31 protein-coding genes are annotated in these 19807 nt (G+C 41.3%); 5 read left to right on the top strand and 26 right to left on the bottom strand.

The window, feature by feature from the left end:
* Positions 1-217: 217 nt before the first annotated feature.
* Both L4D05_RS19405 and L4D05_RS19400 read right to left on the bottom strand, forming a co-directional pair.
* Positions 218-514 (bottom strand): YkgJ family cysteine cluster protein, encoded by a 297-nt coding sequence (locus L4D05_RS19405; protein ID WP_428794988.1) that lies wholly within the window; start codon positions 512-514, stop codon positions 218-220.
* A gap of 164 nt (positions 515-678) precedes the next feature.
* A complete protein-coding gene (locus tag L4D05_RS19400; protein WP_428794987.1) occupies positions 679-954 on the bottom strand; it encodes a putative quinol monooxygenase in 276 nt (91 codons plus the stop codon).
* Between the two features lie 203 nt (positions 955-1157).
* Between L4D05_RS19400 and L4D05_RS19395 the strand changes: the two genes are divergently transcribed.
* On the top strand, positions 1158-1490 hold the full coding sequence (locus tag L4D05_RS19395) for a PBPRA1643 family SWIM/SEC-C metal-binding motif protein (protein ID WP_428754989.1): 333 nt from the start codon (positions 1158-1160) through the stop codon (positions 1488-1490).
* 122 nt (positions 1491-1612) lie between these two features.
* Here the strand turns inward: L4D05_RS19395 and L4D05_RS19390 are convergent, their stop codons facing one another.
* The 7 genes from L4D05_RS19390 to L4D05_RS19360 form a co-directional block, all read right to left on the bottom strand.
* A complete protein-coding gene (locus L4D05_RS19390; RefSeq protein ID WP_428794986.1) occupies positions 1613-2023 on the bottom strand; it encodes a VOC family protein in 411 nt (136 codons plus the stop codon).
* A gap of 46 nt (positions 2024-2069) precedes the next feature.
* Complete coding sequence (locus tag L4D05_RS19385; RefSeq protein WP_428794985.1) at positions 2070-2654, bottom strand: uracil-DNA glycosylase family protein; 585 nt, start codon at positions 2652-2654, stop codon at positions 2070-2072.
* A gap of 82 nt (positions 2655-2736) precedes the next feature.
* Positions 2737-3285 carry a GNAT family N-acetyltransferase gene (locus L4D05_RS19380; protein WP_428794984.1) on the bottom strand — a complete coding sequence of 183 codons (549 nt, stop codon included), beginning with the start codon at positions 3283-3285 and terminating at the stop codon, positions 2737-2739.
* Between the two features lie 38 nt (positions 3286-3323).
* The gene (locus L4D05_RS19375; RefSeq protein WP_428794983.1) at positions 3324-3749 is read right to left on the bottom strand and encodes a nuclear transport factor 2 family protein; all 426 of its coding nucleotides are present in this window, start codon (positions 3747-3749) and stop codon (positions 3324-3326) included.
* Positions 3750-3812: 63 nt separating this feature from the next.
* On the bottom strand, positions 3813-5045 hold the full coding sequence (locus L4D05_RS19370; protein ID WP_428794982.1) for an MFS transporter: 1233 nt from the start codon (positions 5043-5045) through the stop codon (positions 3813-3815).
* A gap of 127 nt (positions 5046-5172) precedes the next feature.
* Positions 5173-5511, bottom strand: a complete 339-nt coding sequence (locus L4D05_RS19365; RefSeq protein WP_428794981.1) for a hypothetical protein — start codon at positions 5509-5511, stop codon at positions 5173-5175.
* A 110-nt stretch (positions 5512-5621) separates the two neighbouring features.
* Positions 5622-5909 (bottom strand): carboxymuconolactone decarboxylase family protein, encoded by a 288-nt coding sequence (locus L4D05_RS19360; protein ID WP_428794980.1) that lies wholly within the window; start codon positions 5907-5909, stop codon positions 5622-5624.
* A gap of 312 nt (positions 5910-6221) precedes the next feature.
* Between L4D05_RS19360 and L4D05_RS19355 the strand changes: the two genes are divergently transcribed.
* Positions 6222-6404, top strand: coding sequence for a hypothetical protein (locus tag L4D05_RS19355; protein WP_428755005.1), 183 nt, complete (start codon positions 6222-6224; stop codon positions 6402-6404).
* Positions 6405-6524: 120 nt separating this feature from the next.
* On the opposite strand, the gene L4D05_RS19350 is transcribed toward L4D05_RS19355, so the two are convergent.
* From L4D05_RS19350 to L4D05_RS19300, 11 genes are all read right to left on the bottom strand, one after another.
* Positions 6525-7082: a sugar O-acetyltransferase gene (locus L4D05_RS19350; protein ID WP_428794979.1), complete on the bottom strand. Its 558-nt coding sequence runs from the start codon at positions 7080-7082 to the stop codon at positions 6525-6527.
* A gap of 144 nt (positions 7083-7226) precedes the next feature.
* Entirely contained in the window at positions 7227-7577 is a 351-nt protein-coding gene (locus L4D05_RS19345; protein WP_428754980.1) for a hypothetical protein, read from the bottom strand.
* A gap of 44 nt (positions 7578-7621) precedes the next feature.
* Entirely contained in the window at positions 7622-8812 is a 1191-nt protein-coding gene (locus L4D05_RS19340; protein WP_428794978.1) for a serine hydrolase domain-containing protein, read from the bottom strand.
* 154 nt (positions 8813-8966) lie between these two features.
* Positions 8967-9107, bottom strand: coding sequence for a hypothetical protein (locus L4D05_RS19335; protein WP_428794977.1), 141 nt, complete (start codon positions 9105-9107; stop codon positions 8967-8969).
* Positions 9080-9487, bottom strand: a complete 408-nt coding sequence (locus tag L4D05_RS19330) for a GNAT family N-acetyltransferase (protein ID WP_428794976.1) — start codon at positions 9485-9487, stop codon at positions 9080-9082. The genes L4D05_RS19335 and L4D05_RS19330 overlap by 28 nt, the downstream gene beginning before the upstream one ends.
* 158 nt (positions 9488-9645) lie before the next feature.
* Positions 9646-10221 carry an NAD(P)H-dependent oxidoreductase gene (locus L4D05_RS19325; protein ID WP_428794975.1) on the bottom strand — a complete coding sequence of 192 codons (576 nt, stop codon included), beginning with the start codon at positions 10219-10221 and terminating at the stop codon, positions 9646-9648.
* A gap of 47 nt (positions 10222-10268) precedes the next feature.
* Entirely contained in the window at positions 10269-10628 is a 360-nt protein-coding gene (locus L4D05_RS19320; protein ID WP_428794974.1) for a MerR family transcriptional regulator, read from the bottom strand.
* 63 nt (positions 10629-10691) lie between these two features.
* Positions 10692-11135 (bottom strand): GNAT family N-acetyltransferase, encoded by a 444-nt coding sequence (locus L4D05_RS19315; protein ID WP_428794973.1) that lies wholly within the window; start codon positions 11133-11135, stop codon positions 10692-10694.
* A gap of 92 nt (positions 11136-11227) precedes the next feature.
* A complete protein-coding gene (gene catB / locus L4D05_RS19310; RefSeq protein ID WP_428794972.1) occupies positions 11228-11863 on the bottom strand; it encodes a type B chloramphenicol O-acetyltransferase in 636 nt (211 codons plus the stop codon).
* Positions 11864-12052: 189 nt separating this feature from the next.
* Positions 12053-12658: a LysE family translocator gene (locus L4D05_RS19305; RefSeq protein ID WP_428794971.1), complete on the bottom strand. Its 606-nt coding sequence runs from the start codon at positions 12656-12658 to the stop codon at positions 12053-12055.
* Positions 12659-12963: 305 nt separating this feature from the next.
* Positions 12964-13263 (bottom strand): cupin domain-containing protein, encoded by a 300-nt coding sequence (locus tag L4D05_RS19300; protein ID WP_428794970.1) that lies wholly within the window; start codon positions 13261-13263, stop codon positions 12964-12966.
* A gap of 266 nt (positions 13264-13529) precedes the next feature.
* Here L4D05_RS19300 and L4D05_RS19295 point away from each other — a divergent pair, with 266 nt between their 5' ends.
* Positions 13530-13670, top strand: coding sequence for a hypothetical protein (locus L4D05_RS19295; protein ID WP_428794969.1), 141 nt, complete (start codon positions 13530-13532; stop codon positions 13668-13670).
* Here L4D05_RS19295 and L4D05_RS19290 read toward each other — a convergent pair.
* Together L4D05_RS19290 and L4D05_RS19285 are read right to left on the bottom strand one after the other, a co-directional pair.
* On the bottom strand, positions 13657-14037 hold the full coding sequence (locus tag L4D05_RS19290; protein ID WP_428794968.1) for a hypothetical protein: 381 nt from the start codon (positions 14035-14037) through the stop codon (positions 13657-13659). The genes L4D05_RS19295 and L4D05_RS19290 overlap by 14 nt on opposite strands.
* A gap of 139 nt (positions 14038-14176) precedes the next feature.
* A complete protein-coding gene (locus L4D05_RS19285; RefSeq protein WP_428794967.1) occupies positions 14177-14950 on the bottom strand; it encodes an aminoglycoside phosphotransferase family protein in 774 nt (257 codons plus the stop codon).
* Between the two features lie 342 nt (positions 14951-15292).
* On the opposite strand from L4D05_RS19285, the gene L4D05_RS19280 reads away from it, so the two are divergent.
* Both L4D05_RS19280 and L4D05_RS19275 read left to right on the top strand, forming a co-directional pair.
* Positions 15293-16249, top strand: a complete 957-nt coding sequence (locus L4D05_RS19280; protein WP_428794966.1) for an IS110 family RNA-guided transposase — start codon at positions 15293-15295, stop codon at positions 16247-16249.
* A gap of 115 nt (positions 16250-16364) precedes the next feature.
* The gene (locus L4D05_RS19275) at positions 16365-16688 is read left to right on the top strand and encodes a hypothetical protein (RefSeq protein WP_428794965.1); all 324 of its coding nucleotides are present in this window, start codon (positions 16365-16367) and stop codon (positions 16686-16688) included.
* 163 nt (positions 16689-16851) lie between these two features.
* On the opposite strand, the gene L4D05_RS19270 is transcribed toward L4D05_RS19275, so the two are convergent.
* From L4D05_RS19270 to L4D05_RS19255, 4 genes are all read right to left on the bottom strand, one after another.
* Positions 16852-17202 (bottom strand): cupin domain-containing protein, encoded by a 351-nt coding sequence (locus L4D05_RS19270; protein ID WP_418642180.1) that lies wholly within the window; start codon positions 17200-17202, stop codon positions 16852-16854.
* Positions 17203-17756: 554 nt separating this feature from the next.
* Complete coding sequence (locus L4D05_RS19265; RefSeq protein ID WP_428794964.1) at positions 17757-18071, bottom strand: hypothetical protein; 315 nt, start codon at positions 18069-18071, stop codon at positions 17757-17759.
* Between the two features lie 134 nt (positions 18072-18205).
* Positions 18206-18667: a RidA family protein gene (locus tag L4D05_RS19260; protein ID WP_428794963.1), complete on the bottom strand. Its 462-nt coding sequence runs from the start codon at positions 18665-18667 to the stop codon at positions 18206-18208.
* 143 nt (positions 18668-18810) lie between these two features.
* On the bottom strand, positions 18811-19545 hold the full coding sequence (locus L4D05_RS19255; RefSeq protein ID WP_428794962.1) for a DUF2971 domain-containing protein: 735 nt from the start codon (positions 19543-19545) through the stop codon (positions 18811-18813).
* Positions 19546-19807 lie beyond the last annotated feature (262 nt).

Genomic DNA, 19807 nt, shown 5'->3' with positions numbered 1-19807 from the left:
TAGAGGATTTAGAAAAACGTAGCTACCGCAGAGCATGACAGTAGATACAAGTGTATTTCATACAACGTGCACCAAATACTTAGAATGATGGATACTTGAGTTAATTAAATTAGTGGCGAGATCGTAACTGGGGCTATCAACCCACTTACACTGAGCAATCTATGTAAGTGGGTACTTGTAATCTAAACTGCTTGATTAAAGTCTGAATCCATACATGCTAGGGCATCTGCTCTTTACGCTCAACCTGGCATTCGTAAGATCCCATTTCAAATTCGCGACAGATCCACGGTCGATTTTCATAGATCGTGCACATGTAAGTCTCACGATCCAGCGCTGAACACCAACCGTCATCTAACCGTAACATCGTTTCTGCGCCCCATTGGTCATAAGCGATATGCTCTTCGGGAACACCAGTATCAGTAATTATCATCACTTCCAAGCGGCAACAACAAGCGTGACAGTTTGAACAAGTGACTTCCGATTCTTCTGTGATGTTCTGAATTTGAATGGTCATAAATTCTGCAATCAATAATTCTGCAATCAATAGTGATGGCGCATAATACCTCAAACTTTGCCTTTTCGGTATTTGCGATTACTTCACGCTAATGTAATTCTCCTTTTCCCTACATTATTCCCTCTTTATATACTCGTGTTTACTGTGACACTAAACCGAGGGTACTACTCAATAATTTGATAGTGCCTTGCTACATTGACGGTCACTTTCCCCCACTCAGAAGCTTTAACTCGATCTTGGTGGCGTTCAAATGCAGATCGATCAACGAACTCTTCATAAACATTAAAGCGAGTTTGGTCGTTCGCATCCGGCTCTACTTCAAAAACTAAGCAACCTTCTTCTTTAAGCGTTAATGTCTTATGAATCACTAATGCCTCTAGCACCTCTTTTCGCGCTTCAGTTGGTACTACGATGTAGCCCTTTAGTATCACTTTCGACATATCTATCCTTGTTATCCTCTTTATCTATTTCCTGATGCTGCCATCATAATGCAATTGGCAATGAGTCTTGTACATTTCATAAAACACCTACGCTTTCATGCTCAATAGCATCACTTGTCTCGCATTGTTACTTTATCAATGGCTAGATATCGGTATAATCGCCGCCCTAGTGATATCACTCCCCATTTGTAAGCGAGTCTCCAATGTCAAAGTTGTTTTTTAAAGGTCGAATAGATACCAGACACAATCATGTTATGTCTGGCTACAACGTAAATCGTGACGTAAAAGCAGGCACTGAGGAAGCACCAATCTCAATCGTGGTGAATACCACAGAGCGTCAAGCGGAAATTGAACTGCAACTTGCAAAAGCAGAGATTGTCGCCAACATCACCCTTGATGCAGCTGCTGAAGAAAACATCGTTGAGCTTGAAACATTGCTTAATAAACCAAAAACCACCACATTTGAGAAAACACCGAACCGTAATGACCCGTGTTTGTGCGGCAGTGGGAAAAAATATAAGAAGTGTTGTGCGTAACGACTGACCATTCGTATCATGAGCCCAGCCCATGATTTGTCTTTCGCTTAAACACCTCTTAGATCTCTGGTTATTTAAGCGAAAGCATCAAAACGCTATTACCGATAAAGGGTTACCGGTCTTTATTGCTGCCCAGTAAGTTGCAATAAATCCCATTTATTGCCATAAAGGTCTTCAAAAACGACAACCACACCGTACTCTTCTTCACGCGGCTCTTCATTAAAAACAACGCCGTTTCGTTTCATCAACTCATAATCTCGCCAAAAGTCATTCGTTTGTAAAAATAAAAACACACGACCGCCACTTTGATTCCCTATAGCCTGACGCTGAAACTCACCCCTCGCTTGTGCAAGTAGCAAATTTGTACCGTTGGAGTTAGGTGGAGAAATTTGTACCCAACGCTTTCCATCCCCTAAATCCGTATCTTCAACTAACGTAAATTGTAATTTTTGGGTATAAAACTCAATTGCATCGTCATAGCTTTCCACCACCAATGCCACATTACCAATACTTTGTTTAATAGACGATGTCATTTTTCGATCCTAGATTAAAAATACCTGTTGCTAATTCACCCATAAACTAAGTAAAGGCCAGCACTTCAGCCACCCTCTCTTGAAGGCAAGGTAGGACCCGTTCTTGAAACCATGGGTTACGCTTCAACCATCGATTATTCCTTGGACTTGGATGAGGCAATGGCAGCACATCTGGCCAATAGTCTTGCCAGTGACTGACGACTTCCGTCAAATTCTTACGCTGCTGAGGGAGGTGATAAGCCATCGAGTATTGACCAATCACCAGAGTCAATTCAACATTAGATAATGACGCCAACACTAACTCTCGCCACGTTGCAGCGCAAACGGGTTTAGGCGGTAAATCCCCCGTTTTTCCTGTCCCAGGGTAGCAAAACCCCATGGGGACAATGGCAAAGCAGTCAGGATTGTAAAAGGTCTGTTTCGAAACGCCTAACCACTCCCTTAATCGCTCGCCACTCGGGTCATTAAATGGAATTCCAGATTCATGCACGCGTTTCCCAGGCGCTTGGCCCGCTATAAGTATGCGAGACTTACCGCTCATTTGAATAATAGGGTTGGGTCCTAAAGGCAACGAGTCAGCGCAAATGGTACATTGCTGAATATTCTTAATCAGTATTTCGTTTGAACTCATGATATCTCTCCAGCCTATAAGCAACAATATTATCACGCTACAATGGCGGAAAACATGATGGCAGAAAACCTGGATTCAAGGTCTATTTAGTACCTGCCCATACTGCTCGGCTTAACCCATACACGGCATGATCAATAACTCGACCGTTTAAATTTTCACTACGAGTTATTGTTCCTTCATGATTGAAACCAAGACGCTCGGCTACGCGTCGACTGGCATGGTTTTCTACAGCTGCCGAAATCTCTACTTTTTCCATACCAAGCTCTACAAAGGCTACGTTGATCAGCTTGGCAACTGATTTTGTGACAATACCCTTACCTTGATAGTCAGCACTGATCCAATAACCAATTTCGACCTTTTGTAAGCTAGGGTTGATAGTATTGAAGCTAATATTACCGACTACACGATCTTGCCAAACCATCGCGCAGGTCATGGACTTCCCGTCGGCGTAATCGTGCAATGCACGCTGAATAAAGCCTAAAAAGAACGCCTCATCATGACCAAGCATTGGCCACGCTAACCATTGAGATAAATAGTCACGCTCTCGCGCGACAATATCCAAATACGATTGAGCAAACTTGGGTTGAACCAACGCAAGTACCAACCCTTTCTCAACGTCCATTGAAAACATATTTTCTCCTATAAAAACCTTGCGCTTACTAAATGCGACTACTTTGCTGAACGAGGATACGCACAACCATCAGATTGCACCGCCGAGGCCGTCGAAGCATGACGGTGCACCCACACCCACCTGCTGGTCTTTTTTAGCATAATGCTCCATCGAATTGGTACCGAAAACTCCACCTCACCTTTGCTGAGATGAAGCGTTAAACATTGTGCTACAACAGCATGATCGTTGGATATCACCACATCAGACCAACCCCACTCAAACTGAGTCGCGCTTGCTTCAGAGAAATTTCTTAAAAAAAGATCTTTGACCTCATTTTGTCCACAGCAAAGTTCATCATTGCCTGTTCCAATTACGGATACGCTATTTGTCGAATCAAACACCTGCATCAAGGCATGAATGTCTTTCGCACAATACGCGTGTGCATACTGATCTAGCGTCGCCACAATTTGTTCATAGTCGTTCATCACGTTCTCCTTGGTTAGAGAAAGTGTAGACGATGTCATTTATAGACCAAGACCGCCGCAACTTTAGGCTGTCGAAGTGTTTACTGCTCGTGTCTTTAGTCCCATCACATAAAAACCTACCACGGCTAGCAGTGCCACTAGAATCACCCCATACCAAGTCACATCATAACCAAACTCATCTATGGAATAGCCGACCAAAATAAAGCTTGGCATCAACAACACACTGCGTAGCGTCATTAATACGCCTTGAATGCGCCCTCGATGGCTGACAGGGGAATGATTAGCTAAATACACGCCTTCCTTTGTCAATAGCAACACTTCACCAGCCGATAGAAAAAACCAAGCGATAAAAATGATGGGGATAGCAGATGTTGCCATAATTAGCGCATAGCCAAATGCGAACATAATCCCTGCATAGACCAAACTCATTGTTTCTGTTTTTGTCGACGTAAGCGTTATTAACCACGGCGTCAAAATGACGACTAGCACACAAGCCAATGTCATTAATTGCCCAAATAAAACTGGCCCATCAGAACCGTAGAGGTCACTCAAATAAAGTGGGCTCGTCATCGTCATTTGATTTAACGCAAACCACAGCAACCCACATAAAAAAGTAAACACAATCAAGCGCGGACGATCTTTTAGTACCGCCCAAACGCTCCCTTGTACTGGTTTTTCAAGATCACTGTCGCCAATTTCATGCCCAGCTTGAGGCACCTTAACCAGCACTGCTACAACAGCTATACCGAGAAAAGTCGCAATACCGTTACCCCAATAAATCCAATGCGTGTGTGTCCAGAAAAGATACCCCGCAATTATCGGCCCAACGGCAGAGCCAAAATTATAAGTCAAATAACTCAGTGATATGACGGCGTCTCTATTGGTGGGGGAAGAGAGATCCGCTACTAGTGCATTACTCGCAGGGAGAGCGATACCAATACAAAAATACGCCATAAACAGCAACGCGGGAACCAAGGTCGCAGACTCAGGATAAAAACCACATACCATGAGAAATAACGACCCGACGCATTCACCGGCAACCATTACCCGCTTGTGACCGAAATGATCAGAGAGTTTTCCACCAACAAATCCACCAGCCAAAAAAGCTGCGGTCACCAGCATTGCCAAGGAGCCAGCGACGGTTGCGCTGTAACCCAGTTTCTCAGTAAGCAGCAGTACCAAAAATGGGATAATAAAATTGCCCATCCCCAAGACCATTCTCGCGAGTGCAACATAATATATAGAGTGAGGTAACCCTGAGTACATTAATATGGATTTTTTTAATTTTAGAAACATAGCATCCTAACCGTCCCTAGCATATTAACTCCCCCTTATACCAAGTACCCATCGATTCTAACAAATAAAATTATTACTTTTTCATCAAGCTTATTGTGGCACTGGATACACTATTAACGCGAGAATTTTAATATAAAACACAAAATAGCAACGGAAATACACCAGCAATAAAGAACTTTGTGCTTAACGTCGAACGCTCTAATTTAGTGACAACGTAAGACTTAGGCTCTGTATTTTCAATTAGACTGCTAGCTGAAGCCCCAGCTACATTGCCGGGGTTACTGTAACCTACATTATGACCAGAGAAAGAAAACAATGCGCCAAGCTCAAACAAAACCAACATAGCATAAAACGCATAATCACTAGCATAATTAAGCTTGATTAAACCCGTTATAAGCTGACACAAGGTGACAAATGTTAATGAAGCAACATTCGATAACACTATAAAAGCGAGAACTTTGAACATATTGACCCCTACTAGATTTGTTAGGCTTCCTCTGTACACACTTGTCTATTCTTTAACATGCAAAGTTGTCACCAAATATCTAACGCCACCAACTTTTTCAAGGTGAGAAATTAGGCAAATTTATCAAGATCAATCTGGTATTTCTGCAATACTTCTTGCATTTGTAGCTTCTTCTGCCCCGCAGAAACAGCCATGACTTTTGCGGTCACATCTGATATTTCACCTTTGGTTATTCCTGCTTTTTTAGCTTCAAGTAAATAGTAACGAGTACAAGGCAAGCAGTTCATCGCCATTGCAGCAGATAAGCCTACCAATAGCTCTGTCTTGGTATCTAAATGATAATTATTATGAGTAGAACGATAGAATTCCCCATAAGCGTCTTGGTGCTTTCCTAGCATATAGTCTCCCTATTCAATCCTGAAAATCAGGATTGCTAATTAATATCATACTGAATAATGAAGTTAATAAAAAATAGAATTAGGCGTTCCACCCTATCACCTCTTAGCTTCTTTCACTTTCGCGCTAACTTGAGCTAACTCGCACTTTTGGACATAACGGCACTTTCCAAGACAATGATATGCGGTCTCGACCACTTTGACTTTATTAGATACCTTACATTTGGTTAAACTTATGTTTCATATTTAACAGATGCGCAACCAACACAAACCCTCTACTGTTAATAGTACGTTAATGACACAGAGTGGAAAATGATGAAGGTACTTATTCAATATACTCAGCCGGGTAAATATAAAGATCAGGCATGGGAAGCGTTAACACTGAGAACAAAAGGAAAAATCCAAGCGGTGACACCATCATACGCCGCGCAATTAATTGAACAGAACAAAGCCAGTCTCGTCATTTCTGAAGACGAACAAATCATCGTTCACGTCTAGCATTCAATAAAAAGAGCTCACCGATTAGAGCTCTTTCTTGCGTACCTGTCACGCCGTAACAGCAATCAGCCTGCCGTTGTAGAGTTAGCATTATTCAAACGCGCATCTATAACCACCCGCTCATTCCAGCGAAGTGTTGAGCGCTTTGATTAATCTTGCTGGCGTTCCACCAAACAAAGAGTCTGGCGTGACATCTTTAGTGACTACTGAACCAGCCGCAACCACTGAGCGGGCACCAATGGTGACACCTTGGCAAATAACAACATTTCCACCAATCCAAACATCATCTTCGACAGTAATTGGGAGGCATTGCACTTCCCATTTTCTACGATGACGATAATCAAGAGAATGCGTCGGCGTGTAAAACTGGGTGTTTGGACCAATAAGGACATTATTACCAATACTAATAGGCGCGTTGTCCAACATTGTCACGCCCATATTTATGTACGTATCTTTTCCGATTGAAATAGTTTTGCCGTATTCACAGGAAAATGGTGGGCAAACAACACTATTCTCACCAAGTTGCTTTAATAACTGAGTGACATATGGCCTCGCCGCCTCAAACTGTCGTTGATTGATATTTTGTAGTAGGTCAAATGCTTGTTTTCTGAGGATGTCAAACTCTGGACTATATGCGTCATACTCAATACCAAGGCACATTTTTTCAAATTCATTCATATTATTACTACCGCATCTGCTATCGACACTTCAATATAGCGAATTTGTATCTACACACCTTGAGGTAGCTCACTTACCACCACGAATTAACATCAGACTGACACTTGCTTAAGCAACCCGAGTGTAGGTGGATTGTTTTCAACATCAAAACACCATGGCATGATCCACCAAGAATCGGCCATCTTGATACACCAATACAATCTCTGCGACATACTCTCCTTCGACCTTCGAGCAATACTGTTTCCAAACAATTGCCGCTGAGTCCGGTCGCTTAAAGACGGCAACCAACTCCCGGTTTTCCCACGTCCCCTTCTCTGCCTGATACTTTTCACATACCATTTTTAAATGTTGCTCGGTGACAATCGCTTTCGCTCTTGCGGTAAAATCTTGAACATGTTTCGCATGGTCGATCTCTGTCGACGCTTGCATCAAATTATCCATAATAGGGGTCGCAACAGCCAATATTTCTTGTTCTTGCATTTCCATAAAGTTCATGTGAACACCCAGTTACTCATTGTTCAAATAAGGGAATCACTATTTTATGGCTTATAACTTGCGTTTTCCACACCCAGTGAAGGCAAGATATAGTTCACTATTAATTCAAGCGGATAGTCTTCGTCTTGATGTCCATACGCACCAGCTGTAGTCAGCACGATCAGTTTATAATCTGGGATGATAAACATATCTTGTCCACCACTTCCTCTCATACCTGCAATATCTATTCTGTTGCCACTGATACTCACATAGGGAAACCACCAATTATGCCCATACTGAATAGCACGTTCATTCCAAAACTTTCCCTTCGGTACTAGGCTTTCACCTGCCCACTGTTCAGAAAAGATACGCTTCCCACCCCAAATGCCCTTATTTAAATAGAGCAACCCCAACTTAGCGAGGTCCCTAGACCTTAAATATAATCCTGAAGAGCCAAGGTAATCGCCTGTTCTCTCATGTGGAAACCAATAATAATTAACAATATTGAGTGGTTCAAAAAGTATTTTGTGGGCATTTGACTGTAAATCAGAACCGGTGACATTTTCAATTAACCCGCCTAGTAATACACTCATCGCCCCTTGATAGACAAACTTCTCGTCTGGCTGATAAGCTATATTTTTATTGAAAATATATTCGTAAGGGTCTTCTGCTAGCCACATATTCATAGCATCACTATTGTCTACCCCCCATTCAGACCAACTAATACCACTATTAAAATCTAGAGCATGTCTTATGGTAATAGGTTTTTTCGAATCCAAATCAGGTATGTCTTCAGCGCTATAATAACTAAATATTGATGTATCGATACTTTCTATTTCATTTTTTAGCAAAAGGTTAGCGATTAGTGTTGCAGTCACTGTTTTTGTCACAGACTTCATATGGTGGAACGTATCTGGGCTAGGTGGATACGGATCTGGCATCGGAGTACCATCCGGGGTACTTCGATTTAAGTAGTAATGCTCAAAAATCAGTTTACCATTTCGAACAATGAGTAATGATTGAACTTTTTTAGCAGAATTACTCTTTACATTCTCATGCAGCTCAATGAGTTTAATTGGCATAAACCCTTCCCTCTTCGGAAGCGCTATTTCCCAATCATTTTGCTTAGATTCCTGCGTCCAGTTAAAATTGCTTTCATCAGGTTCGCTAGCATAATTAACAACGACCGCCACAATTATGATCAGCAAAAATAAACTAGCGATACGTCTAGCCGTTTCCACTCTACCCAATGTCATACTACCTTCATTTTTGATTCGTAAACACGTACTCATATACCATGGCTGACTTCGAAATCGGTCCAATCGATTGCCATGCACTATCCTGACTCATCACCGCTCTCGAAGAGATACCCTGATAGCAATAGTTATTTTCCCAATAGACTTGGCCATGTTAAACAATCACGGCACTAATACTCGCAGCAGGTAAATCCTGAACGGCATTTTTCATACTTTCATCTAACCGAACTAACGACTCTTCAAATAAATCAGAGCCATACTCGATGACTAATGCTCGCTTCCTGCGTATACCCACATAGGCTCTGTTTTCCCTGCTCTTTCAAAACCTAACGCGGTATAGAAGTCGACCGCCTCTCCATCCGCTGTCAACATTTGTTGATGGAAATCTTTGTACTTACTTTGCATCAACTCCATCATCCTTCTTCCTACCCCTAAGCCTTGAAAGCTTGGAGAAACAAGCATATGAGGATAATAGACAACTAAATAGCCATCAGAGATGGCATTACCGATGCCAATAAGTTGCTCATCTAAACGCGCAGTCACTAACGTGTCTGAATTTAATAAAGCCGGCATCAACCGCTCTGGTACATCTGCGGATGACCAGCCATTGGCACGATATAGTTCAACAACTTCGGCTTCATTTATGTGCTTACTAATTTGTACTACAACGTCCATATTCCCTTTAGCGTTCCCTTTTCTAACCAACTATACAGACAGATTTTTCATCTTATCTGGAACGTATCAGGTATAAGTGGCTAAGTTTATTCTTTGCGAAGCACTGCTCGCTTTTCTTTTTGCCGTTGTTTCTGTGCTTCTCATTCAAATGGGCTCACTTATTTTAGTTTATTCGCTGACTTAGCCACCTTATTAAACCAAGCTCTTTTACTAGTGCTAGTTGAGTGAATCACTGGACCAAGGTAAATTGAAGAAATGTTTTTAATTCCAGAGAAATCCAAAATTGAATGTTTAAGGTGTTTGTAAATTACGTTGCCCTTAACGTATTTGTACCAAATTGGAGGACTATCAAGAGTAATAATGAGTTCAGAAGTACGCCCACCTAATAGTTTCTTTGGCATTGACTGACCTTCGACATATTGGAATGCAAAACCTGGCAAAAATGCTCGATCAATCGCGCCTTTCAATTTTGCTGGTACCGTTCCCCACCAAACAGGACTAACGATCACAATATGCTCCGCCCACTTGATCTTGCTCTGAAACTCCACCAAATCTGGCTCTAAAGCAACGACACGATCATAACCATCACTTAAATTCAGGTCAAAGTTCAAATCTCCAATATCGATTTGCTTCACTTCATGCCGAACAGCTACTGCCGTCACATACTCTTCTGCCAGAGACTTACATAAGCTCGTGCGCTTTGGATTAGCGTTGATAACTAGAACATTTTTCATACACTTTCCTATAGAAATTATTTAGAAAGTGCAGTGTAAACTCTAACCTAAAGGTCAGAGTCAAGCCCTTGTAGACATCTATCGATGGACATTCGATAATTTTCAATACGCTGCTTTTTAATTTTCAATTCTGCGATTTCTTTCTCTACCATTTCCTGCTTTTTTATTAAGAAATCGCTTACTGACTGCCAATCAAAGTCCTCTTGTTCAGTTTTCAACGCTACCAAGTCAGAAAGTAACAGGCCGAGAGATTGAGCCTCTTTAATTATCTTAATCAGACTTATGTTCTGTCGACTATACACTCGATACTTCCCAGCTCTTGAAACGCTCAATAACCCGAGAGACTCGTAGAGTCTAATTGCTCTTTGAGTGGCGCCTGATAGCCTCGATGCTTCGCTAATAAACACTGCAATGTCCTTATAATAATATTCATATCAACCTCGCCAGTTAGATATTCACCTGCACGCAACTTAACGGGTTAACAATGAGCTCTTATACTGCATGTGCACAAAATGTTTATCTGATTTTGTGACTTGAAAGCCATGACGATCATATAGCCTATGAACTCGATTACCTTTTAGGTAGCGCAGTGATACTGTTTTTCCGGCAGCTTTAGCAAGGCAACGCTTCAAAATAGTGCTACCAATCCCGTATCCTTGAACGTGTGGCAATAGAAAGAAGCGTCCAAAGTAGTAACCGTCCTCATCAGGCATAAATAAATAGCTCCCGACCTTTTGGTCATTACACAAGACGACGACCGGTTTAGCCTCATTCCACTCTTGTTGGTGAAATCTCCGCTGTGTTTTTTCATTCCACCCAAACACTCGACAAACAGCGTCGTACTCTGCGGCTTTCTTTAAGGCATATAAAAACTCAAAGTCTTCGTCAGATACCAACTGTTCCTTGTATTTCATGCACTACCGACTCCTGTCTCGTTCATCTATGACATTCACCAGAACGCTCAGCACTGTCGAAATACGTCATATTTCGCATGACTATTAATACACTACTGTGAGCGTACCAACGCTTTCCAATAATCATAGAGACCATCAATATTAGAAGAACACATTAAACTCATTGCCCCCTTAATTTGCTCGTCATTCCATTCCCACCACTTCATCTCTAGCAACTGTGATATCTCAGTTTCGGTGAACCTATAACGTATATGCTTTGCAGGGTTTGAACCGACTATTGAATATGGTGCAACATCTTTCGTCACAACGGCACGACTTGCTATAATTGCCCCGTCTCCGACAGAAACACCACTCATAATCATGGCTTCAGTCCCTATCCAAACATCATTGCCAATAACCGTATCACCCGAACGCTCAAATCCATCTTTGGCATCGACGAAGAGTTCATTGTCTTGATAAAAAAACGGAAACGTACTCACCCAGTTATTTTGATGTCCTTGATTTCCAGCCATCATAAACACTGCACCAGAACCAATTGAGCAGTAACTACCAATAATTAACTTATCAACATCAGACCTATCTGCAAGCAAATAACGAGCACAATCGTCAAAACTATGATTATGATAATAACCAGAATAGTAACTATGCTCACCCACTATAATATTTGGATTCGTCACTTGTTCTTTAAGAGACTTACCTATAAAAGGACTTTCAAAATAATTATTCAACTACATTTCTCTCGACAACTTGTTACGCTTTACCAAATGACACTGACGACCAATTCAGCCAAACGCTAACAACTTCAACTTTAGACCACAACCACAAGCACAGAGCTTGCAACCATGAAATTTAACTTCTTTATCACCGCAACATATGTGGTGCTGTTATTTGCGGATCAGTCACTACACTTACATATATTAAGTCTTAACTATCAGAGCAGTACCACACGAAGCCAAAATACTACCGGAAAGTCTATGTAGCCACCGTTTTGATTGTTTTCCCTCAAGCAGCCTACCAGCCTTAGACGCCATTATTGCATAGCTACATAGAACGCCTCCAACAGATAGCGTCGATATCGCAATAATTAGAAAAGCATCAAGTACATCGATAGATTTTAAATCGATAAATGCCGGGAAGAACCCCATATAAAACAAGATTGCTTTTGGGTTAGAAAGCGTCATTAATAAGCCAACTAAAATGCTTGAGCCACTGTTAGAAGTTGCTTTAACATCCGAGCTACTGGTGTCCGACCATGTTACGTATGCGAGCCAAAAAAGGTACATAGCACCGACATATTTCAGTACTATCGCAAATTCGCCAAGCAAGCTAGACACGACAGATAACCCCGTAAGCGCAAGAAAAATAAACACATAATCGGCTAAGAGCACACCAAGAACAACCAAAAACCCTTGCTTCCAACCGTATGACGCTGAGCGAGAGGCCACTGCGAATACACTGGGGCCAGGTATTGCCGCAGATAAAATCATTGCAATAAATAAAGTAATCATTGCTGTTATAGTCATCAGTCCCTCCATAGATCTAATCAACTTATATGGCGAGTGGTACCCTGCCAAACTTGGTTTGACCACGGTAAACGCGCGAACCAACACCCTAACTTACTTGAGTAACAGCTACCCCAAACCATTAAACTAAAAAATAGCGATAGTGACCAGAATAAGAAAGACAGTTATGATACTCAATTCTATGCTAAGAGACGATCTTGTGGGGCGGGAACGGCGCCAATAATCAACTATTGACGCCATAATATCTTGTTATGCGAATAAAACTCAGTAGCTTACCTAACAGTCTAAACCATGAACCATATGTACTAACCGTTAACTACATTCAGCTCTTCTGTGTGGTACCAAAGGAAGCCTTTTAATTCCTTTCCATTTTTTGGTTCCATCCAGTGTTTTGTCTGCGGTGGAATCGTAACAACATCTCCAGGGCCAACTGAAACTACATTATCCCCTGAGTATATAGTGCCTTCCCCTTCCATAACAACGAACGACTCATGTTCTTTATGTTGATGTTCATTGCCGTCATTTTCAAATGTTAGAATTTCAATTTTTGGCTTTTCATTGAGGCTGAATAACACATCTTTGAATCCGAATGATGTTTTTTTCATGTCACGTCTCCTTAGCTTGATATCAATTCAAGTGGAGCCTAACACTTGCAAAAAATGAAGTATATTTGTTACCTACAGACACCTTAAGATGCTTACACTCGCTTACAATGGATGTGAGTTTAGGAAATTCGCATAACGCCGACTTAGGTGCAGCTAACCGTCACTCTTAAGTGATTTTTTAGCTAAATTCTGCATAATACTCTTCAATTTCATTCACTAAATTGGTTAATTCTTTTAACCCTTGGCGCTCGTCAGGAGTAAGATGGATGTATATGTTAGTATTTGGTGGTACATTCCTACTCCAAAGCCAACCAATCACTTTAGAAACAGAAGCAAAACGCCTAGTAAAAATGCCACGCGTTGGTAGTCGGCTTAAAGCACTTGTTATATTTTTCAGTGCGACATAGTACCTGAAAAGCGATCCTTACCTTTCCAGTACGAACATTGCGGACAATGTCCACCTTCGGGATAATCGATACCTTCCTCGTGAGGGCAGCCAATAATATCCTCGACCATACTTACCGTTTGTGCGCCGTTGTCATCAATAAATATCAGTACTTCTTTTAAAATCAGCTCATCTTTACGAATATCTGTCGCCTTGAACCATTTTTTCATTGGCTCCGGCTCTGCACCGTCATAAGGAATAATTGCGCAGACAAGCTTTGTTGCCGTTTTATTGTCAGCACCATAGAAAGCAACGGTAGCTATGGGAAAACCTTTATTCCCTTTGCGTACTCTCTTACTAAGTGCTTTCTTATTATTTCCCTGAGCCATTATTCACCCGTACTTAAAGAAAAATATAACGCCTTGCTAAGTTGCAGCTAACGAACACAACACCCAAGCAAAGCCACGTAATCAATGAACTCAACCAAACCAGAATCGCCGAGCGTTAGCTGCCTGCTTGTGCAAATTGTTAGTTGCACAATGCGCACTGAATTTTTTGTTTATTTTCAGTGATATATTCTATGTCACTTAGATAGGCTTGAAGATGACCTTGTTCTATGTTTTCAGCAAAGGATTTATTACCATTTTCAGCTTCACTGCGCATGAACAAAACTAAGGCCTGTAATCGCTGAATCATTGCGTCCGCTAGTTGATTCCTTTCAGATTCAGTAGCGCCGTAACTATCACAGAACAACTTAGCTCTAGCGACCTGCTCAGAGATTGTGCCTAACTTATCATTACTGTCAGTTTTGAAAGGTGACCAGCAATAAACTGAGTATGCTAAATCCCATATCCTTGGCGCTGGGTGCGCTGTATCAAAGTCAAACACACCTACAACTGTATTCTCGGATAGAGCAACATTGTATGGGGTAAAGTCACCATGACAAATAACCTCAAAAGGCTCTCTTGGCTCTAGCATCCACTTGTGCGTATTGACATCTACTTGCTCCAAAAGTGGCACAGTTGAGTCATGTATTTTACGCAATAATTTACCCGCAGACGTGAGTACATCCACAGTTGCGATTGCACCAACTAGAGGGTAGTTATAAGTATTACCAACGACAAAACTTAGGACTTCCTGCTCTTGGTTAACACCAAGAAATCTTGGACATTCAGCCACATTTTTTCGCTCAAGATGCTTCAAAATGAGGTGAATTGTAGGACTCCACGGCTGAAGAGGTCGATAGACAACTTCGCCATCTCGATATATGGCTGATTCTCTTCCACCTGATAATTCTTCCACGAAACCTCCTCGTGCAACTAACGCCGCGTTAAGTGGTGAACAACGCGACCACCAAACCTAAACCATTGTGCTGTAAACACTAAATTCAAAGAAAACCGAAAATGCCAAGCGTTGTGAATCCGTCTTAAACGCCTTGTATGGATAATAACTCATGAAATCGGGTAACGTGAGACCCTAGCTTTAGCCGCAACTAAAGCTCTTTATACAGTAGATCGTTTAAACGCTGGCTCCTCCATTGAGAGACCGATAACAAACATGATCGCTGTATAAAGCTCCAAGCACTAACCTCGAATACTCGACTGGGACTTGAGCCCGTATTACGCAAGCATGAGTTAGCTTATTATGAATCCTATTGCACTTCAAAACATAAATATCGGCGTTGATGTTGGTAAGTCACAATTAGACATTCACATCCGCCCATTAGACCTATTTTTTACTGTCGAAAACAATGATAAAGGAATAAAACAGGCAATTAAAACTATTGCGAAGCACCAGCCAAAACGCATCGTTGTTGAAGCAACAGGTCGCCTTGAAATGCCATTTATCATGGCATGCTCTGAGGCGAATCTTCCTTTCGTTATAGCTAATCCTTTACACATAAAACGCTTTGCTGGTGCGATTGGCAGGCGCGCTAAAAATGACAGACTGGACTCAGAGCTAATCGCTCATTATGCCGAAGCTATACAACCAAAACTAACCGAGCTAAAAGCCGAAAACATCCGGCTTATGAGTGACTTAGTCATCAGAAGAAACCAACTTCTCTCAATGCAAACGATGGAAAAAAATCGTATCCAAATCCTACCTAAAGAGATGCATTCCACCATCAAACCTATCTTAACTGCAATGAAAAACCAGATTGATAAGATAGAAAAGAAACTCATTAAATTAATCGATACTTGCCCTGAATATCATGCCAAGAACACCCTACTTCAAAGTGTTCCAGGAATAGGAAATATCGCAGCAGCCTCTATTATTAGTAACGTTCCAGAGCTTGGTTATATCACGAATAAACAAGCTGCTGCTCTAGTCGGTGTCGCACCCATCACCAAGGAAAGTGGCCGCCATAGAGGCAAAAGAGTTATTCAAGGTGGTCGTGCTCAAGTACGCACTGTATTGTACATGGCAATGATGTCCGCTATGCAATGTAACCCTGTTTTTAAAGCAACATATAAACGTTTATTGGATGCAGGAAAGCCCAAGAAAGTCGCTATCATTGCTTGTGTTAGGAAGATGGTTGTAACTCTAAATTCAATGCTGAGAGATGGAACCATGTGGGATGAAAACAGCGCCAATATTTAGCTATTGACGCCATACTCGTTTGTTATGTGCCGTTGCCGCAAAGTAATGTTCTAAAGGTTGTAAATGGCAAACCATAAATATAGAATGTCGTACCATTTAATGCATGAGACACTATATGAAAATTCGTGAACTAAAAGATGCGTTTCTAGACGTTGAACTAAACCGTGTTGGAAGCGTATTTCGTAACACTGTTGCTATCCTTTGTGCTCTATTTGCAAAATATGGTGCTTTGGGCGGCGTTGTCGTAATTTTATGGAACTGGGGGTTATTCTCTCTACCCAAGTACTCTCGATATCATGACTCGGTCTGGGAAGATTTGACTTCATTTATTTCAGTTTACGCTGTAGAAATAATTTCTTATTTTTCTGCTTATTTCGCTTTCTACTGTGTATATAACGTCGGCATCAAACGAATAATTCAATCTGCGATCAAAAAGTAAATGTCCAAAATACTGAAGTCTAAATATTTTCAGGCACATAACGCCTTGTTAAGTAGCAGCTAACTGCCACTGCACCTAAACAAAGCCACCGTAATCACTAAACCCAAATCAAACCAAAATCGCCGACTGTTAGCTGTCTGCTTGAACAAATTGTTATGATGCTTTACTTCTGACTAGCTTGGATAATTAGCAGCTCGATTTCTTGGTCTGACGTATTAACTAAACCATGAGTGCCAAACCGTTTATTTACTATCATATCGCCTGAGGAAACTTTGTGTTCTTCACCTTCAATTATCATCGTGCCTTCACCTTTTAAGATGATGTACATTTCCTCATCATCTTCATGGCGATGTTCGCCCATTGAGCTTCCGGCTGGCATTACAACTCGAATAGCGAAATCCCAAGCACCGTCAAAATCTTTACGCCTAAATGCTCGATAGATATCTATTGAACCATCGCCGCCATGGCTGTTTTTATCTACTTCCTTATCGCAAGTATAGAAATTTCGAATCATTTAATGTGTGTTCCTAATTATGAAATTGAATGTGAGCTTTGGAGCAACATAACGCCCTGCTAAGTGGCGCGAACGATTAACTTGCCCAGCGCACTTAATTTCAAACCAAAACCGCCAAGCTTATGGCGTCCACTTGAGCAGTTTGTTAGCTTTTTCGTGCGATAATGCCTGCGTTGCTCACCAAGATGTTGAAGTAACGCTCTCCCCTCAAAACCAATGACCAACATGACGGGGCAGAATTGAACTGTCCAAAAATTCGTAGCCTGAGTTGACGAAACTCAGAGGCAACTCAAAGTTTGCCACTAAGCCAACAACCACATGCGCCAATTTTCAATTAAGCGTAACTAACTCAGTAGCAAAGAAAAAGCACACGAGAAATGTGAGGTTACCACTAAAGAACAGATGTAAAGCTAGAACGATGAACCCATACACCAATAAACTAAACCGTGAAAGCTAACGCCGCATTAAGGTGTGAGCAGCGCTTGGCTATACTTGAGCGAAGCGAAACTGCCAAGCGTTGCGAATCACTCTTAAATGCTTTGTTATACAAATGGTTAATTGGATTCTACTGTCTCTTTAAAGACTAGATTAAGAGGTTTAACCAAAGAGTAAATCCACAAACCAAATGCTACAAAGCACCACATAAACAATGCTAGGAAAAAACTAAATATTGGCCACATCGCTAGTGCTAGTAACAGACCTGACAAACCTGTTACTGGTTTTTCTTCCCACTTTACAGTCTCCGCACCAAATATAGATGCGATGCCGCACATTAAAAAGAAAACAAAGAAACTTAGGCTAAAGCCGATAAAGAGCATTTTGAAAAGAGACCTTTTCGATATTTTCTTAACTGTAATTTCCATTTTCATCCCTGTATTTGTATAACGCCTTGCTAAGTTGCAGCTAACGAACACAACACCCAAGCAAAGCCACGTAATCAATGAACTCAACCAAACCAGAATCGCCGAGCGTTAGCTGTCTGCTTGTGCAATTTGTTATGTTTCTAGTCCTTAATTTCAAATATTGAGTCAATAATAATTGGCAAATTACCTCTCACGGATGTTGCACCGAAAACTGAGCGGGCATGCACACCTTTTTCACCAAAAACTTCTGCCATTAGATCTGAGCAACCATCCAGCACCTTAGGGTGTTGTTCAAAGTCAGCTGTGGCGTTTACGAAACCTTGAAGCTTGACGACTTGGTTAACTTTATCCAATGAACCTAACTCTAGCTTTAATGCAGCTAATATATCTAAGCCAGTTGCTTTAGCTAAAGCATACCCTTCTTCTGTGGTATATTCCCGGCCAAGCTTACCTCTGGGTACGACACTTAAACCAGCTACTGGACCTTTTCCTGAGACATAAAGTAAATTGCCTGTTCGAACGCAATTACAATAACTACCTTGCGGATCACTGGCTTGAGGTAACTCCAAGCCAAGTTCTGCTAATCTTCTTTCTATGTTCATCTATCCTCCGTGATTGAATGGAAACATAACGCCCTGCTAAGGGGTGAGCAACGCAATACCGAAGCCGCTGCATACCACCTTAATCACTAAATTCAACGCATAGTGAAAATGCCACGCGTTGCAAATCCCTCTTAAGCAGTTTGTTATATTTTTGTTTTCACATCTATCGTTAGGTTTTCTGGCAGCCTATAGAGTAGTGAACGTTTGATGTCCCCTTTAAAGCCAGTTCGGGCGCGGATCTCTGTTTTAAGATCTTCAGCTTCATGTCGTTCAAGCCTTGGGTCTAACATCATTTGAGTAATAAGTTCATGTGGGTTAATGCTGTACTTAAATATATTTTCAGCCCCCGCACCATCAGACCAATCACAAAACATTAATCGAACTTCATTTTCGTGCTTAAATGCACGTCGTTTAATTAATAATGAACGAAAAAGACCACCAAAGGTGATCCCTCCAGTCTCAGAAAAGGTTTCTCGAGCTCTAGTGACAAGTTCTGCCTCTCTAACGTAATCAACCTTACCTACACAATGATCGCAGTTAGCTTGGTCGTTTGTTGCCATGCAAATACTATCTAGAAGGTCGCCAATCTTAGTTCTTATTCTTACGCCACGCTTATCTTGAGAATAAATGCGCCACATTGCATCGGAAGCTTTCTCTTGTGTCCAGCACTGACCATACATCCTGTCATGGATATTATACTCAACTGTTTCACCTGACTCGTTGACCAATTTTGTTTGTAGAACAAAATTTTCAAAAGTGTCTTCCCACAAACTTGGCTTCACTAAGGTGTTTTGTTTTTCTTCAAACAATTGAAACAAGCGTTCCAAGGGTATTGTACGGTAAATATATTTCTCTAAATCTTGTTCTTCTAAATTCAAATACATCTGATTTACTCAATAAAAAATATAACGCCTTGTTAAGTAGCAGCTAACTACCACCACACTCAGACAAGACCACCGTAATCACTAAACTCAACCAAACCAAAATCGCCAACTGTTAGCTGTCTGCTTGAACAATTTGTTATGCATACGTCTCCACGAAACGTACCTCGTTGATCGCTCACAGGGGCATCTTCTCGAATTTAGGGATATTGTCACTTAAGAAACCCTCATCCCAATCAGCTCTTGAGCTAACAAAAAC

Origin of the sequence: Vibrio nomapromontoriensis, from assembly GCF_050337205.1 — a bacterium.
In the GTDB taxonomy this organism is placed as follows: domain Bacteria; phylum Pseudomonadota; class Gammaproteobacteria; order Enterobacterales; family Vibrionaceae; genus Vibrio; species Vibrio nomapromontoriensis.
The sequence above is the reverse complement of the archived record's forward strand: the minus strand, read 5'-3'. Positions and strand labels throughout refer to the sequence as shown.